Raw genomic sequence first — 15,684 nt, 5'->3', positions numbered from 1 at the left:
TACAGGGTTTGATCAGGGTAATCCCGTCCTGCGTTGTCGCCCATAAAAATGAAGGAAATTGCTAGTCCATGAGTGATTTAGCCAAAGAAATTTTACCGGTCAGTATCGAAGACGAATTAAAACAATCCTATCTCGACTACGCCATGAGCGTAATCGTCGGTCGTGCACTGCCCGATGTCCGCGATGGCCTTAAGCCGGTTCACCGGCGTGTGCTGTTCGCCATGAGCGAACTGAATAACGACTGGAACAAACCCTACAAGAAATCTGCCCGTGTGGTCGGTGATGTGATCGGTAAATACCACCCGCACGGTGACTCTGCCGTCTACGACACCATTGTGCGCATGGCCCAGCCTTTCTCCTTGCGCTATATGCTGGTGGATGGCCAGGGTAACTTCGGTTCTATCGATGGCGACAATGCGGCAGCCATGCGTTATACCGAAATCCGTATGGCCAAGATCGCCCATGACCTGATGGCGGACCTGGACAAGGAAACCGTTGATTTTGTACCCAACTACGATGGTACAGAGCAGATCCCTGCGGTATTGCCCACCCGTATCCCCAACCTGCTGGTCAATGGTTCCTCGGGGATTGCCGTGGGTATGGCGACCAATATTCCGCCCCACAACCTGGGTGAGGTGGTGCGCGGTTGCCTGGCGATGGTCGACAATCCCGATATCACTATCGATGAGTTGATGGAGTATATCCCGGGGCCTGATTTCCCGACTGGCGCCATCATCAATGGCCGTGCGGGTATTGTGGAAGCGTACCGCACTGGCCGTGGTCGTGTGGTAATGCGTGCTAAAGCCGAGATTGAGACCGATGCAAAGACTGGCCGTGAAACCATTATCGTTACTGAAATCCCCTATCAGATTAACAAGGCGCGCCTGATTGAGCGCATTGCCGAGCTGGTCAAAGAGAAAAAGGTTGAAGGTATTAGTGAGCTGCGTGACGAGTCTGACAAAGACGGCATGCGCATTGTTATCGAAGTTAAGAAAACCGAGTCGGGCGATGTTCTGTTAAACAACCTGTTTGCCCAAACGCAATTGCAAACCACCTTCGGCGTCAACATGGTTGCGCTGGATGACGGCCAGCCTAAGCTACTCAACCTGAAAGACATGCTGGAGGCGTTTATTCGCCACCGTCGCGAAGTGGTAACTCGCCGCACGGTGTACCTGCTGCGCAAAGCGCGCGAGCGCGGCCATATTCTCGAAGGGCTGGCGGTTGCCATCGCCAATATCGATGAGGTGATTGAACTGATTAAACGCTCGCCTTCACCTGCTGAGGCAAAGGAATCGCTGCAAGCGCGCGGTTGGGCCGCCGATTCTGTGTTGCCATTTTTGGAGCGCGCGGGCGATAACGCCTGCCGCCCGGAAGATCTGGAAGGCAATTACGGTGTTATCGACGGACGCTATTATTTGTCGGCGGCGCAAGCGCAGGCCATTCTCGATTTGCGCCTGCACCGTTTAACCGGCATGGAGCACGACAAGCTGCTGGCCGAGTACGATGACAAGATCAAAGAAATTGCCGAATACCTGGAAATTCTCGGCAATGCGATTCGCCTGATGGAAGTGATTCGCGCAGAGCTTGAGCAGGTCATTGCCGATTTCGGCGATGCCCGCCGCACAGAAATTATTGCCTCCAGCCTGGATTTGACCACCGAAGACCTGATTGCGGTCGAAGATCGTGTGGTGACTATTTCCCATGGCGGTTATGCCAAGAGCCAGCCGTTGGCCGATTACCAGGCACAGCGTCGCGGTGGAATGGGTAAATCAGCCACAGCCGTCAAAGACGAAGACTTTGTTGAGCACCTGCTGATCGCCAGTACCCATGACACTATCCTGTGTTTTACCAGCGTGGGTAAGGTCTATTCCCTTAAGGTTTATATGATTCCCGAGGCGGGCCGCCAATCCCGTGGTCGCCCTGTGGTAAACCTCTTGCCGCTGGAAGAGGGCGAGCGTATTACCTCGATCCTGCCGGTAAAATCCTACGATAATGACCACTTTATCTTTATGGCAACCCGCAAGGGAACTGTGAAGAAAACGGTATTGACCGAGTTCCAGAGCCTGCGTGCCAATGGCAAGCGCGCTATTGAGCTGGATGAGGGTGACACCCTGGTAGGTACTGCCGTTACCAACGGCGCTTGCGATGTTATCCTCTTCTCCAGCAGCGGCAAGGCAGCGCGTTTCCGTGAAAGCCAGGTTCGCGCCATGGGCCGTAGCTCGCGCGGTGTGCGCGGTATACGGATTGCCGAAGGCCAATTTATTGTCGGCATGGTGATTCCGCTGGCGGGAGGGCAGGTACTGACTGTCAGTGAAAATGGTTATGGCAAGCGCACCCCGGTAGATGAGTTCCCCGCCAAAGGTCGTGGTTCGCAGGGTGTTATCGGTATGCAAACCACGGATCGCAATGGTGAGTTAGTGGGTGCGGTGCAGGTATTTGATGGTGAAGAGATCATGTTGATCTCTGATCAGGGCACCATGGTACGCACCCGTGTAGATGAGGTCTCCCTGCTTAGCCGTAATACCCAGGGCGTGCGCCTCATCAAGCTCAAAGACGGTGAGCGCATGCAGGGTATTGAGCGCATTGAAGAAAGTGCTGACGAAAACGCCAAGCGCGAACTCGCCAATGCGGAAGAGGGGGATGTCGAAATCTCTGATGAATCTGATATTGACCTGGATGCCCAGGCCGATAGCCAGAATAACGAGACCGCTGACGACTAGTCGTTGGTAAAAACGTTTTACGATTAACACTGGTTCCATCATGTCCACCGAAAAAACTGAAGCGGAAAAGCTGTTGGCGTTGCGCGATCAAATTGATGCGATCGATGAGGAAATCGGTCGCCTGATTAGCGCCCGCGCTGAATGTGCCCAGCAGGTGGCTGAGGTTAAAAAAGCCAATTTGCCCAGCGATACCAGTATCCTGTTCTATCGCCCCGAGCGAGAAGCCCAGGTGTTGCGCAAGGCGATGGAGCGCAACCGCGGTCCTCTCAGCAATGAGGAGATCGCGCGCCTGTTTCGCGAAATCATGTCAGCTTGCCTGGCGCTTGAGCAGCCTATTAAGGTTGCCTATTTGGGGCCGGAAGGTACCTTTACCCAGCAGGCAGCGTTGAAACATTTCGGGCATTCGGCAGTTGTCATCCCCTTTTCAGCTATCGACGATGTATTCCGTGAGGTAGAGGCAGGTGCGGTGAATTACGGGGTTGTGCCCGTGGAAAATTCTACAGAAGGTGTAGTGAACCATACGCTGGACAATTTTATGGGTTCCAACCTGAAGATCTGTGGTGAGGTTGAGCTGCGTATTCACCACAATCTGATGGTGTCTGATGTAACCAACATCAACAGTATTTCGCGCATCTATTCCCACTCCCAATCCCTGGCCCAATGTCGCAAGTGGCTCGACTCCAACTATCCAAAGGCAGAGCGAATTGCGGTAAGCAGTAATGCGGAGGCAGCCAGGCGCCTCAAGGGGGAGTGGAATGCCGCCGCTATTGCAGGTTCTATGGCTGCTGAGTTGTATAGCTTGAAAATGATTGCGGAAAAAATTGAGGACCAGCCCGATAATTCCACGCGTTTTTTGATTATTGGGGCCCAATCTGTACCGTCCAGTGGTGTGGATAAAACGTCCATTGTTGTCGCCATGCGCAATGAGCCCGGGGCTTTGCATAACTTGCTGGAGCCATTCCATCGCCATGGTATTGATTTGACACGTGTAGAAACCCGTCCATCGCGCACCGGAGCCTGGACTTATGTGTTCTTTATTGATTTCGTAGGGCATGTGGATGATCCCCTGATCAGTGAAGTCATGAAGGAAGTATCCATTCGTTGCGCTGATCTCAAATTGCTGGGGTCTTATCCCAAAGCGGTGATGTAATGTCCGGGCCGCTGATCAACAAATTTGTCGTGGTTGGAATAGGCCTTATTGGTGGCAGCCTGGCGACTGGCCTGAAACAACGTGGCGCATGCCGTGAAGTCATCGGTATTTCACGCACGCCGCAATCCTGTGCGGATGCAATCAGCCATGGTGTTGTCGATCGCGCCTATACCTCACTGCGAGAGGTGGCCAGTGAATTGGGTAAAGGCGATATTATTTTTATTGCCGTGCCAACCTTGGCGGTTACGGCGGTACTCAAAGAAATCCAAGAGGTTATCGATCCCGCCGTGACATTGACGGATGGTGCCAGTGTAAAAGGCAGTGTCCAAAAAGCTGCAGAATCTGTATTTGGTAAAGTTCCCGCGCAATTTATCCTCGGGCATCCCATCGCCGGTTCCGAGAAAAGTGGGGTTACAGCAGCGAATCCTAACTTGTATGAGCATCATCGCGTGATACTAACGCCCCTGGAAAATAGCTCACCTGAACATCTCCAGCAGGTTACCGCCATGTGGCAAGCCGTAGGTGCTGAGGTGTTGAGTATGTCAGTGGAGGAACACGATCAGGTATTGGGTGCAACCAGCCATTTGCCCCACGTGATTGCCTATTCACTGGTGGATACCCTGGCGCAGGATATTGGCAACCCTAATATTTTTCGCTATGCCGCTGGCGGTTTTCGCGATTTTACCCGTATCGCTTCCAGTGACCCGGTGATGTGGCATGACATTATGCGTGCGAACAAGGCTGCCATCCTGGCGTCGATGGATTTGTTTATCGATAATCTATCGCGCCTGCGCGCTAGCATTGAGCATGAAGACAGTGAACAATTGCTGCGTGTTTTTAGTCGTGCCAAGGAAGCGCGCGATGATTTTACCCAAATGCTGGCCCAGCGTGCAGTGCACAAACGCCTGAATTAGGGGCGGTATTTGGTTGTACTTTGATTGACAGTGGCGAGCCTGTATTTGGGGGCCACTGTTGTTAACTCTGTTGCCTGTGGGCAACGTTTCGTCTGGTAGCTATTGAATGTCAAATTATAACTTGACTCATCTCAAGCAACTTGAAGCTGAGAGTATCCATATCATCCGTGAAGTGGCCGCTGAGTTTGATAATCCGGTCATGCTTTATTCGATTGGTAAGGATTCTGCGGTGATGATGCATCTCACCATGAAGGCTTTTTATCCCGGTAAACCACCGTTTCCATTGTTGCATGTGGATACCACCTGGAAATTCCGGGAAATGATTGAGTTTCGCGATCACCGGGTTAAAGAATTGGGTTGGGATCTGATTGTGCATATTAATCAGGACGGTGTGGATATGGGCATTGGTCCATTTACCCATGGCAGTGCCAAGCATACCGATGTGATGAAAACCCAGGCACTCAAGCAGGCGTTGAATAAATACGGTTTTGATGCCGCCTTTGGTGGTGCTCGTCGCGATGAAGAAAAGTCGCGTGCCAAAGAGCGGGTCTATTCCTTCCGCGACAGGAACCATCGCTGGGATCCGAAAAACCAGCGCCCCGAATTATGGAATATCTACAACGGCCGTGTTGATAAAGGTGAAAGTATCCGTGTATTCCCTTTGTCAAACTGGACTGAGCTGGATATTTGGCAATATATCCATCTGGAAAGTATTCCCATTGTTCCCTTGTATTTTGCCGCCAAACGCCCGGTGGTTGAGCGCGACGGTGTACTCATCATGGTCGATGACGATCGCATGCCAATTGGCCCCGATGAGAAGATCGAGGAAAAAATGGTGCGCTTCCGCACATTGGGATGTTATCCATTAACGGGGGCAGTGGAATCCGAAGCCGCAACCTTGCCGGATATTATTCAAGAGATGTTGTTGACAACGACATCGGAGCGCCAGGGCAGGGTGATTGACCATGACAGCGCCGGCTCCATGGAAAAGAAAAAGCAGGAAGGCTATTTCTAATCACCGACTGTTAAATATCACATTACCGATTGCCAAGAGCACGTTATGAGTCACCAATCCGAATTAATTGCCCAGGACATTAATGCGTATCTGGCGCAACACGAGAAAAAAGAGCTGCTGCGCTTCCTGACTTGCGGCAGCGTTGATGATGGTAAGAGTACGCTGATAGGCCGTTTACTGCACGATTCAAAAATGATCTACGAAGATCAGCTCGAAGCTGTTCGCGCTGACAGTTCCAAGCACGGTACAACAGGCGAGAAAATTGACCTTGCCCTGTTGGTCGATGGCTTGCAAGCAGAGCGGGAGCAGGGCATTACCATCGATGTGGCTTACCGTTATTTCTCAACCTCCAAGCGGAAATTCATTATTGCCGATACTCCCGGGCATGAGCAGTACACGCGCAATATGGCCACCGGTGCATCTACCTGTGATCTGGCGATTATCCTGATTGATGCGCGCCATGGTGTCATGACGCAAACCCGCCGCCATAGTTATATCGCATCACTGTTAGGCATCAAGCACATCGTGGTCGCTATTAACAAAATGGATTTGCTGGATTTCAATGAATCCGTGTTTGAAAACATCAAGGCTGATTACCTGGCATTTGCAGCCAAGCTGGGAATGAAGGATGTGATGTTTGTGCCTATCTCTGCACTGGATGGTGATAACGTTGTAAATCGCTCGGAGAAGTCTGCCTGGTACAAGGGGCAGACACTGATGGAAATCCTGGAAACTGTTCCAATTGCCGGTGACAAGAACTACACGGATTTTCGTTTTCCGGTACAGTATGTCAATCGTCCCAATCTCGATTTCAGAGGCTTTTGTGGCAACGTGGCCTCAGGGGTTGTGAAAGTGGGTGATGAAGTACGCGTCTTGCCATCAGGGAAAACCAGTCATGTGAAATCCATTGTTACCTATGACGCTAATCTTGATGAGGCATTTACCGGTCAGGCAGTCACGCTAACGCTAACCGACGAAGTGGACATCAGTCGAGGCGACATGTTGGTATTGGCCCGCGACCAGGTTCCGCAGTCAAATCATGTGCGTGCCCACCTGGTGTGGATGACAGAAAAATTCATGCAGCCAGGGAGTGAATATCTGTTTAAGTTCGCCAGTAAGTTGGTGAGTGGCCAGATAGAGTCCATTGGTTACCGTGTTGATGTTAATACACAGGAACACTCACAGGTTACACATTTGCAGCTTAATGACATAGCCCTGGTGGATGTGCTGTTGACTCAGTCTGTTGTCGCGGACAAGTACCAGCAGAATCGTGCTACCGGTGCCTTTATCGTTGTTGACCGTTTAACCAATATCACGGTTGGTGCTGGCATGGTAGTTGAACAATTGCAGGCGGAGCAGACGACCCCGGTTAACTACAGTGAGTTTGAGCTGGAGTTAAATGCGCTGGTTCGCAAGCATTTCCCTCATTGGGGCGCGGCGGACTTACGTAAGTTGCTCAAATAATTTAAGTTGTTTTTGCCAAAAAGCCCCGTAATGCGGGGCTTTTTGTTGTACTGAATATAAGTTGGTGTGAGACTTTTCCTACAAAAAATAACGTTAATATCGGCTATTTCATCGTAGTTAAGGAGACTATGATGCCGTTCGTGCAGTTGGATGACTGTGCGTTTAATTAATCACAATATGTACACATATGTAAAAGGAACTTTATATGAAAACTTTTCTTTCCCTCATCTCTTCTGTTGTTTTTTTCCTTGGTGTCCAGTCAATTGCAATTGCGTCAGACACTCAAATTCCAGCCAATAAACCTGTTGCAGAACAAGCCCATTCGCTGATTAATATTAATACAGCGGATGTGGCGACCCTGACACAGTTGAAAGGTATTGGGACCAAAAAGGCAGAAGCCATCATCGCCTGGCGCAATGCCAATGGTAAGTTCAAAACCATTGAACAGCTGATGGATGTTAAAGGGATTGGTGAAGCCACCTTTGAAGCAAACCGCGCTAAGCTCAGCATTTAATCTGATAAAGATAGATGCGTCGCCAAGCGATTTTTGCTTTAATAGAAGGCCCGGGTAACCCCCGGGCCTTTTTTTATCCAGGTGGGAACTCCTATGCAGGTTGCTGCTTCACGCATTATTGTGGCTATGGATTACGATAACCGTCAGGATTGCCTGGCGATGGCGCAACGCTTATCTCCCCGTGATTGTCGCCTTAAAGTGGGCAAGGAGCTTTTTACTGCCTGTGGTCCAGCGGTTGTTGAGTCTTTAATGGGCCTTGGTTTTGAGGTTTTTCTGGATCTTAAATTTCACGATATACCCAATACGACAGCCAAGGCGGTCAAGGCTGCTGCTGAGTTGGGGGTCTGGATGGTCAATGTCCATGCCTCCGGCGGGCAGCGAATGATGATGGCAGCGCGCGAAATTCTTGAAGGCTGCCCTGGTAAGCGCCCCTTACTAATCGGGGTAACGGTACTGACCAGTATGGAAAGTAATGACTTGGCCGGGGTTGGTATATCGCATTCTGTAGAAGAGCAGGTCAGGCTATTGGCAGATTTGACCAAAGCTTCAGGTCTTGATGGAATCGTCTGTTCTGCACGTGAGGCCGCCTTGATGCGTCAACTCTACGGCACAGAATTTTGCCTGGTGACTCCGGGTATTCGCCTGCCTGATTCCCCGCCGGATGACCAGCGTCGCACCTTGACACCTACAGAGGCATTGACGGCGGGCAGTAGCTATTTGGTTATTGGCCGCCCCATTACCCAGGCAGGTGATCCCATGGCAAGCTGCCAGTCAATTTTGCAATCAGTCGCTCATCTGGTGTGATCTGGCTCAAGTTTTCAGCGTAATTAACAGGGTTAAAGGTTTTTATGGTAGTGGCACCGGTTATTGCGATTGATGGCCCCAGTGGCTCAGGAAAGGGGACGCTTAGCCAAATGCTGGCTAGTCGATTAGGGTACCACTTGCTCGATAGTGGTGCTCTTTATCGGTTGGTTGCATTGGCGGCGCTCAATAAAAAACAGGAACTTGATGATGAGAGCGGCCTTGCCCGCATCGCAGCAGCATTGGATGTGCGTTTTGAAACAGATGGTCAATCTACCCGCATTTTTCTTGATGGTAATCACGTTAGCGATGCGATTAGAACGGAAGACGTTGGCATGGCAGCATCCAAAGTGGCTGCCTATCCTGCGGTTAGGGATGCACTTCTGGCACGCCAGCGCGGGTTTGCCCAAATACCTGGCCTGGTGGCTGATGGGCGCGATATGGGAACCACGGTTTTTCCCGACGCTGAGCATAAGATTTTCCTGACTGCCAGCGCTGAGGCGAGAGCGGATCGCCGCTGTAAACAGCTCTCTGCCAAGGGTATTTTCGTTAACCGTGATGAAGTGATCCGCGATATCCAGGCCCGTGATGAGCGGGATATCAATCGCAGTGTTTCTCCGTTAAAACCAGCCATAGACGCTGTGGTTATCGATAGTACCCGTATGACAATCGATGAGGTTTTTGCAGCCATGCTGGATATTGTCCGGCGTTGACCAATTGACACTAAATAGTAAAAATACTGCTATAGCCTGGCGGGCGGCGAATAATTGGCATTAATTTAGCAGCGATATCCTGGTGGCTTGATGTGCCCCTGCCTGAATAATAATGCCCGCACCCAAAAACCGACATCGGATCAGCGCATAGACGCGCCACTCCAGGCGCTTCCACTAACATCGATGTAGAACGGAACCTGATATGAGTCTGACCTGTTTCAAAGCCTATGATATTCGCGGCAAGCTGGGTACTGAGCTGAATGAGGATATCGCCTATCGGATCGGACGCGCTTATGCGCGTTTTTTACAGCCTCGCAATGTTGTTGTCGGCGGTGATGTGCGTTTAACGTCTGCATCACTCAAGTCTGCATTAAGTGATGGTTTACGTGATGAAGGCGTTAATGTTGTTGATATAGGCATGGCCGGCACTGAAGAAATTTATTTTGCGACCAGCCATTTAAAGGCAGATGGGGGTATTGAAGTAACAGCAAGCCATAACCCGATTGATTACAACGGTATGAAGCTGGTGCGCGCTGGTTCCCAGCCGATTAGCGGCGACTCCGGCTTGAATGAAATCAAGTACCTGGCGGAAGAAAATCAATTTGGCCCCGCGACAACCGAGCGCGGTTATTATCAACAACAGTCTACCCTGGATGCCTATGTGCAGCATTTGTTGGGCTATGTTGATGTTGCCAACCTCCGACCGCTCAAGCTGGTTGTCAATGCCGGTAATGGCGCGGCAGGCCACGTTATTGATGCTATTGAAAAATTCCTGCCTTTTGAATTTATCAAGATTCACCATGAACCTAATGGTACTTTCCCTAATGGTATTCCCAATCCCTTGCTGGTTGAGAATCGTGCGTCAACCAGTGAAGCCGTTATTGCACACAAGGCTGATATGGGAATTGCCTGGGATGGTGATTTTGACCGCTGCTTCCTGTTTGATGAGCGCGGTGAGTTCACTGAGGGTTACTACATTGTGGGTTTGTTAGCAGAGTCCTTCCTGTTGAAAAATCCCGGTGCCAAGATTATTCATGACCCACGCCTGACCTGGAATACGCAGGATGTTGTTACCGCTGCAGGCGGTATCGCAGTACAATCAAAAACTGGTCATGCCTTTATAAAAGAGCGTATGCGTGAGGAAGATGCGGTTTATGGCGGTGAGATGAGTGCACACCATTATTTTCGCGACTTCTTTTACTGTGATAGTGGAATGATTCCCTGGTTGTTAGTGGCAGAGTTGCTGTGCCGTAAAAACCGGACACTGTCGTTCCTGTTACAGGATCGTATCGCCAAGTTTCCATCCCCAGGTGAAATCAATAGCCATGTGACAGATCCAAAAGCCGCTATTCAGAAAGTGCTTGATCATTATGTGGCTGATGCCTTGGTGGTGGATAAAACAGACGGTATCAGTTTGGAGTTTGCGGAATGGCGATTTAATTTGCGCATGTCCAATACCGAGCCAGTGGTTCGTCTGAATGTAGAGTCTCGCGGTAATCTTGAGTTGGTTAACCAAAAGACTGCCGAAGTGCTTGCCATGTTAAGACATTAATCGCCAATGCGGTAAAGTGTGTGTTGCCAGTGTTCAATTTTATTTATCAAGGAATTCTTTATGTCAATAAAAAAAGCGGTGATTCCTGTTGCTGGTTTGGGTACGCGCATGTTACCCGCTACCAAGGCAATTCCCAAAGAAATGTTGCCGGTAGTTGATAAGCCGCTGATTCAATATGTTATTGAAGAAGCAGCCGCAGCAGGTATTAAGGAGATCGTGCTGGTAACGCATGCCAGTAAAAATGCTATTGAAAACCATTTTGATACCAGCTTCGAGTTGGAAGCCCAGCTTGAAGCGCGTTTGAAGCGCTCGCTGCTGGCGGAGGTGCGCTCAATCACTCCACCTGGGTTAACCGTGATTTCGGTGCGTCAAGCGGAAGCAAAAGGTTTGGGGCATGCAATTCTTTGCGCACGTCCGGTTGTAGGTGATGAACCGTTTGCCGTACTGCTGCCCGATGTGTTGATTGATAATGCCGAGGCTAATCTCAAACAGCACAATCTGGCCGGTATGGTGGCGCGTTTTAATGAAACGGGTCACAGCCAAACCCTGGTTGAAGAGGTCCCCCATGACCAGGTGGATAAATACGGTGTTGTTGATTGCTCCGGAGTCACTATTCCCGCCGGTAAAACAGCGCCTGTTAAGGCCATGGTCGAGAAGCCACCGATCGATGAAGCACCATCCAATATGGCGATTGTGGGGCGTTATGTACTATCAAAAACCACCTGGGATTTATTGGCCAAAACCCTGCCGGGCGCAGGCGGGGAAATTCAGCTGACCGATGCCCTGGATGCGCTGATACAACTTGAAACTATTGAAGCCTATCAACTGGTTGGTCGCAGTCATGATTGCGGCTCCAAGCTGGGATACCTGAAAGCCATAGTAACCTATGGCGCTCGCCATCCCGATGTGGGGCCTGCTTTTTCAGCATTTTTGCAGGAATCTCGCTAGGTATTGAAAATGTATTCATGGGCTAAGGAGATGTTGGGATGATTATTCCGGTAATTCTTGCGGGCGGTTCCGGTACGCGTTTGTGGCCATTGTCGCGTCAGCATTATCCCAAGCAGCTGTTAAAGCTGTTTGGTAATTACACGATGTTGCAACAAACGATACTGCGCCTGAGCGGATTACCCGAGTTATTGTCCCCGATCGTTGTCTGCAATCAGGAGCACCGTTTTATGGTGGCTGAGCAGATGCAGGAGCTTGGGATTGCCGATGCCAAGATCATCCTGGAGCCTGTGGGGCGAAACACCGCACCTGCATTGGCCCTGGCGGCTATGTATGCCCAGGAGGTTGAGCAATCTCCAACATTATTGGTGTTGTCAGCGGATCATATGATTCGTGATGTGGCCGCATTCCAGACGGCGGTTGATGTTGCGGTCCGGGCATCAAGGGCAGGGCATCTTGTTACCTTTGGGGTAACGCCAACCCATCCGGAAACAGGCTATGGCTATATAAAAACCCAAGCCCACAATGGTCAGGGAGATTATTTGCCGGTTCAGCAATTTGTTGAAAAACCTGATTTCATCACCGCGCAATCTTATCTGGCAGCGGGATGTTATTTCTGGAATAGCGGGATGTTTGTGTTTCAGGCGGACATCTTTTTACAAGAACTGGCGGTGCAGACACCGGATGTGGTGGTAACTGCGGAGCAAGCTAAAACCTGGGCGACACGCGATCTGGACTTTATCCGTGTGGATCGGGAGTCTTTTGCCGCTGCACCCAATATATCCATTGATTATGCGCTCATGGAAAAGAGCGCTAATGTCGTCTGTGTCCCTTTGGATGCCGGCTGGAGTGATGTGGGAGATTGGAAATCCTATTGGGAGCTATCCGATAAAGACTCTGCGGGCAATAGTTTTATTGGCGACAGCCTGGATGTGGGGTCGACCAATACCCTGGTTTTTTCCCAGGATAAATTGGTAGCGACATTGGGTGTTGATAATTTGATGATTATCAACACACCGGATGCAGTGATGGTGGCTCACAAGTCCCAGGCTCAGCAGGTCAAGTCGCTAATTGGAAAAATAGAAAAGCTAAAGCGTACTGAGCATCTCCAGCACCGGGAAATCTATCGCCCCTGGGGTTGTTATGATGTAGTGGATAATGGCGAGCGCTACCAGGTAAACCGTATTCGTGTTAAACCGGGCGGCAGTTTGTCGTTGCAGCTTCACCACCATCGGGCAGAGCATTGGATTGTCGTCAAGGGAACTGCCCTGGTACAGCGCGGTGAGGACACCATGTTGCTGTCGGAAAATGAGTCTACCTACATCCCCGTAGGGGTTCAGCATCGCCTGAGTAACCCCGGAAAAATTCCCCTGGAAATCGTCGAAGTGCAATCCGGTCCCTACCTTGAACAGGATGATGTTATCCGCTTCGAGGACAGCTACGGCAGATCCTGACCTGCTTTATCACTAAACCGCATAATCGGTTGAAGTATGGCGCAGCATCTGCTACCCTCCCGCGCCTGCTAATTACCCTATGTTTTGCAGAGCGCCAAAACAGATGGGAATGGCAGTGGCGGGGGTTGTCAAACCCAGCCTGAGGGAATTCCCGCCCCATATTAACTGACCCGTGCGACTGGCCGTGCGGCAAAGGCAGGTCTATGGCCTGGCCCTCTTATAGGTATCCCCATGAGCGAAAGTTTTGCTGAATTATTTGAAGAGAGTTTAAAAACCGTTGATATGGTGCCAGGCACCATCGTAACCGGTGTAGTGATCGACATTGATAAAGACTGGGTAACTGTACACGCAGGCCTCAAGTCTGAAGGTGTGATCCCCGCAGAACAATTCCGTAACGAACTGGGTGAGTTGAATCTCCAGATCGGTGACGAAGTCCAGGTAGCCCTGGAAAGTGTGGAAGACGGTTTCGGCGAAACCAAACTGTCCCGCGAGAAGGCCAAGCGCGCTGAAGCCTGGAAGATCCTCGAAGCGGCTCATGTGGCTGAAGAAGTTATCAAAGGCGTTATCAATGGCAAGGTTAAAGGTGGTTTCACCGTTGACGTGGCCGGTATCCGCGCCTTCCTGCCAGGCTCTCTGGTTGATGTTCGCCCTGTGCGCGAAACGACCCACCTGGAAGGTAAAGAGCTGGAATTTAAAGTAATCAAGCTCGACCAGAAGCGCAACAACGTTGTGGTTTCCCGTCGCGCTGTGCTTGAACAGGCTAACTCTGTTGAGCGCGATGAGCTGCTGAGCAGCCTGCAGGAAGGCCAAGCGGTTAAGGGTATCGTTAAGAATCTGACCGACTACGGTGCTTTCGTTGACCTGGGCGGTGTAGATGGCTTGCTGCACATCACCGACATGGCGTGGAAGCGCATCAAGCACCCCGGTGAAATCGTAAACGTGGGTGACGAAATTGAAGTTAAAGTGCTCAAATTTGACCGTGAGCGCAACCGTGTGTCCCTGGGTCTGAAGCAACTGGGTGAAGATCCATGGATCCAAATCACCAAGCGTTACCCGGAAGGTGCCCGTGTTAAGGCCAAGGTAACCAACCTGACCGATTACGGCTGCTTCGCTGAGCTGGAAGAGGGTGTAGAAGGTTTGATCCACGTTTCTGAAATGGACTGGACCAACAAAAACATCCATCCGTCCAAAGTGGTTCAGCTGGGTGACGAAATTGAAGTGATGGTTCTGGATATTGACGAAGAACGTCGTCGTATCTCCCTGGGCCTGAAGCAATGCCAGGAAAATCCATGGGATGCATTTGCCCGTACTTGCGCCAAAGGCGATAAGATCACTGGCAAAATCAAGTCCATCACTGACTTTGGTATCTTTATTGGCCTGGATGGCGGTATCGATGGTCTGGTTCACCTGTCTGATATCTCCTGGCACGAAGCGGGAGAAGAAGCGGTACGCAAGTACAAGAAAGGTGACGAGATCGAAACCGTTGTATTGGCAATCGATCCTGAGCGTGAGCGCATTTCACTGGGCATCAAGCAACTCGAAGCAGATCCTTTCTCTGAGTACGTAGCGTCCAACGACAAAGGTGCTGTGGTGAAGGGTATCGTGAAAGAAGTTGAAGCCAAGGCGGCGGTAGTGACCCTGGCAGATGACGTAGAAGGCGTTCTCAAAGCGTCTGAGTTGAGCCGTGAGAAGGTCGAAGATGCGCGCAATCTGCTGAAAGCCGGTGATGAGGTGGAAGCCAAAATCATCGCCGTGGACCGCAAGAACCGTACTATTTCTCTGTCTGTGAAGTCAAAAGACGTTGAAGACGAGAAGGTGGCGATGAAAGAGTTGTCGAACAAGCAAGCAGAGGCTGCACCCGCAACCCTGGGCGACTTGATCAAGGCTCAAATGCAAAACAAAGAGTAATCTTTGACGGACAGTGGCCAGATAATCTGGCCACTGTTGTTTTTAAGCTGTTCATTTTCAAGGGTTTATTTCGCATTTATTGAGTGGTTTGCTATAGTTGCCGAGGGTATATTCCTCTTGCAGTATGGATTCTGACCTGGACCAGAGAGCTCATCATGACAAAATCGGAATTAATTGAACTCATCACCGAAAAACAAAATCAACTCCCGATTAAAGACGTTGAGATGGCTGTCAAGTTGCTACTTGATCATATGTCTGACGTACTTGCCTCTGGTGAGCGCATTGAAATTCGTGGTTTTGGCAGTTTTTCTCTCCATTACCGCGCCCCGCGTACTGGCCGTAATCCGAAAACGGGTGAATCGGTCGTGCTTGATGGAAAGTATGTTCCCCATTTCAAGCCGGGTAAGGAAATGCGCGACCGTGTCAACGAAAGTATTTCACGCGTTTAAAATATCCCGCTTGCCGGGCGATTATCATCGCTCATAAGTCTTCTCCCGCTTTTGCTCTCGTAGCATCTCCCTTTCCGCTTGCCAG

Annotated in this window: 13 protein-coding genes; all 13 read left to right on the top strand. The window is 50.5% G+C overall.

The features are described 5' to 3' along the window. The first annotated feature begins 68 nt into the window (after positions 1-68). The 13 genes from gyrA (at position 69) to ihfB (ending at position 15,599) form a co-directional block, all read left to right on the top strand. Complete coding sequence (gene gyrA, locus CJA_RS10330) at positions 69-2,720, top strand: DNA gyrase subunit A (protein WP_012487727.1); 2,652 nt, start codon at positions 69-71, stop codon at positions 2,718-2,720. Between the two features lie 40 nt (positions 2,721-2,760). Next, entirely contained in the window at positions 2,761-3,870 is a 1,110-nt protein-coding gene (gene pheA, locus CJA_RS10325; protein WP_012487726.1) for a prephenate dehydratase, read from the top strand. Then, entirely contained in the window at positions 3,870-4,784 is a 915-nt protein-coding gene (locus tag CJA_RS10320) for a prephenate dehydrogenase/arogenate dehydrogenase family protein (RefSeq protein ID WP_012487725.1), read from the top strand. The genes pheA and CJA_RS10320 overlap by 1 nt, the downstream gene beginning before the upstream one ends. A gap of 106 nt (positions 4,785-4,890) precedes the next feature. Next, entirely contained in the window at positions 4,891-5,799 is a 909-nt protein-coding gene (cysD, locus tag CJA_RS10315) for a sulfate adenylyltransferase subunit CysD (RefSeq protein WP_012487724.1), read from the top strand. Positions 5,800-5,844: 45 nt separating this feature from the next. Then, positions 5,845-7,263: a sulfate adenylyltransferase subunit CysN gene (cysN, locus tag CJA_RS10310; RefSeq protein WP_012487723.1), complete on the top strand. Its 1,419-nt coding sequence runs from the start codon at positions 5,845-5,847 to the stop codon at positions 7,261-7,263. Positions 7,264-7,468: 205 nt separating this feature from the next. Then, positions 7,469-7,777, top strand: coding sequence for a ComEA family DNA-binding protein (locus CJA_RS10305; RefSeq protein WP_012487722.1), 309 nt, complete (start codon positions 7,469-7,471; stop codon positions 7,775-7,777). Between the two features lie 93 nt (positions 7,778-7,870). Continuing rightward, positions 7,871-8,581, top strand: a complete 711-nt coding sequence (gene pyrF / locus CJA_RS10300) for an orotidine-5'-phosphate decarboxylase (protein WP_041551439.1) — start codon at positions 7,871-7,873, stop codon at positions 8,579-8,581. A 44-nt stretch (positions 8,582-8,625) separates the two neighbouring features. Continuing rightward, the gene (cmk, locus tag CJA_RS10295) at positions 8,626-9,291 is read left to right on the top strand and encodes a (d)CMP kinase (protein ID WP_012487720.1); all 666 of its coding nucleotides are present in this window, start codon (positions 8,626-8,628) and stop codon (positions 9,289-9,291) included. Positions 9,292-9,493: 202 nt separating this feature from the next. Further along, a complete protein-coding gene (locus tag CJA_RS10290) occupies positions 9,494-10,843 on the top strand; it encodes a phosphohexomutase domain-containing protein (RefSeq protein ID WP_012487719.1) in 1,350 nt (449 codons plus the stop codon). A gap of 60 nt (positions 10,844-10,903) precedes the next feature. Next, a complete protein-coding gene (galU, locus tag CJA_RS10285) occupies positions 10,904-11,791 on the top strand; it encodes a UTP--glucose-1-phosphate uridylyltransferase GalU (RefSeq protein WP_012487718.1) in 888 nt (295 codons plus the stop codon). Between the two features lie 38 nt (positions 11,792-11,829). Then, complete coding sequence (locus CJA_RS10280) at positions 11,830-13,242, top strand: mannose-1-phosphate guanylyltransferase/mannose-6-phosphate isomerase (protein ID WP_012487717.1); 1,413 nt, start codon at positions 11,830-11,832, stop codon at positions 13,240-13,242. Positions 13,243-13,473: 231 nt separating this feature from the next. After that, complete coding sequence (rpsA, locus tag CJA_RS10275; protein ID WP_012487716.1) at positions 13,474-15,150, top strand: 30S ribosomal protein S1; 1,677 nt, start codon at positions 13,474-13,476, stop codon at positions 15,148-15,150. A 155-nt stretch (positions 15,151-15,305) separates the two neighbouring features. After that, positions 15,306-15,599 (top strand): integration host factor subunit beta, encoded by a 294-nt coding sequence (gene ihfB, locus CJA_RS10270; protein ID WP_041551438.1) that lies wholly within the window; start codon positions 15,306-15,308, stop codon positions 15,597-15,599. Positions 15,600-15,684 lie beyond the last annotated feature (85 nt).

Origin of the sequence: Cellvibrio japonicus Ueda107 (genome assembly GCF_000019225.1) — a bacterium.
GTDB lineage: Bacteria > Pseudomonadota > Gammaproteobacteria > Pseudomonadales > Cellvibrionaceae > Cellvibrio > Cellvibrio japonicus.
Note: the sequence above shows the minus strand (reverse complement) of the source record. Positions and strands in the feature narration are given on the sequence as shown.

Excerpts from the sequence above, each read along its gene's own strand:
- cysN (WP_012487723.1), top strand. The coding sequence starts at position 5,845 with ATGAGTCACCAATCCGAATTAATTGCCCAGGACATTAATGCGTATCTG.
- CJA_RS10320 (WP_012487725.1), top strand. The coding sequence starts at position 3,870 with ATGTCCGGGCCGCTGATCAACAAATTTGTCGTGGTTGGAATAGGCCTT.
- cmk (WP_012487720.1), top strand. The coding sequence starts at position 8,626 with ATGGTAGTGGCACCGGTTATTGCGATTGATGGCCCCAGTGGCTCAGGA.
- CJA_RS10305 (WP_012487722.1), top strand. The coding sequence starts at position 7,469 with ATGAAAACTTTTCTTTCCCTCATCTCTTCTGTTGTTTTTTTCCTTGGT.
- galU (WP_012487718.1), top strand. The coding sequence starts at position 10,904 with ATGTCAATAAAAAAAGCGGTGATTCCTGTTGCTGGTTTGGGTACGCGC.
- CJA_RS10280 (WP_012487717.1), top strand. The coding sequence starts at position 11,830 with ATGATTATTCCGGTAATTCTTGCGGGCGGTTCCGGTACGCGTTTGTGG.
- gyrA (WP_012487727.1), top strand. The coding sequence starts at position 69 with ATGAGTGATTTAGCCAAAGAAATTTTACCGGTCAGTATCGAAGACGAA.
- CJA_RS10290 (WP_012487719.1), top strand. The coding sequence starts at position 9,494 with ATGAGTCTGACCTGTTTCAAAGCCTATGATATTCGCGGCAAGCTGGGT.
- rpsA (WP_012487716.1), top strand. The coding sequence starts at position 13,474 with ATGAGCGAAAGTTTTGCTGAATTATTTGAAGAGAGTTTAAAAACCGTT.
- pheA (WP_012487726.1), top strand. The coding sequence starts at position 2,761 with ATGTCCACCGAAAAAACTGAAGCGGAAAAGCTGTTGGCGTTGCGCGAT.
- cysD (WP_012487724.1), top strand. The coding sequence starts at position 4,891 with ATGTCAAATTATAACTTGACTCATCTCAAGCAACTTGAAGCTGAGAGT.
- ihfB (WP_041551438.1), top strand. The coding sequence starts at position 15,306 with ATGACAAAATCGGAATTAATTGAACTCATCACCGAAAAACAAAATCAA.
- pyrF (WP_041551439.1), top strand. The coding sequence starts at position 7,871 with ATGCAGGTTGCTGCTTCACGCATTATTGTGGCTATGGATTACGATAAC.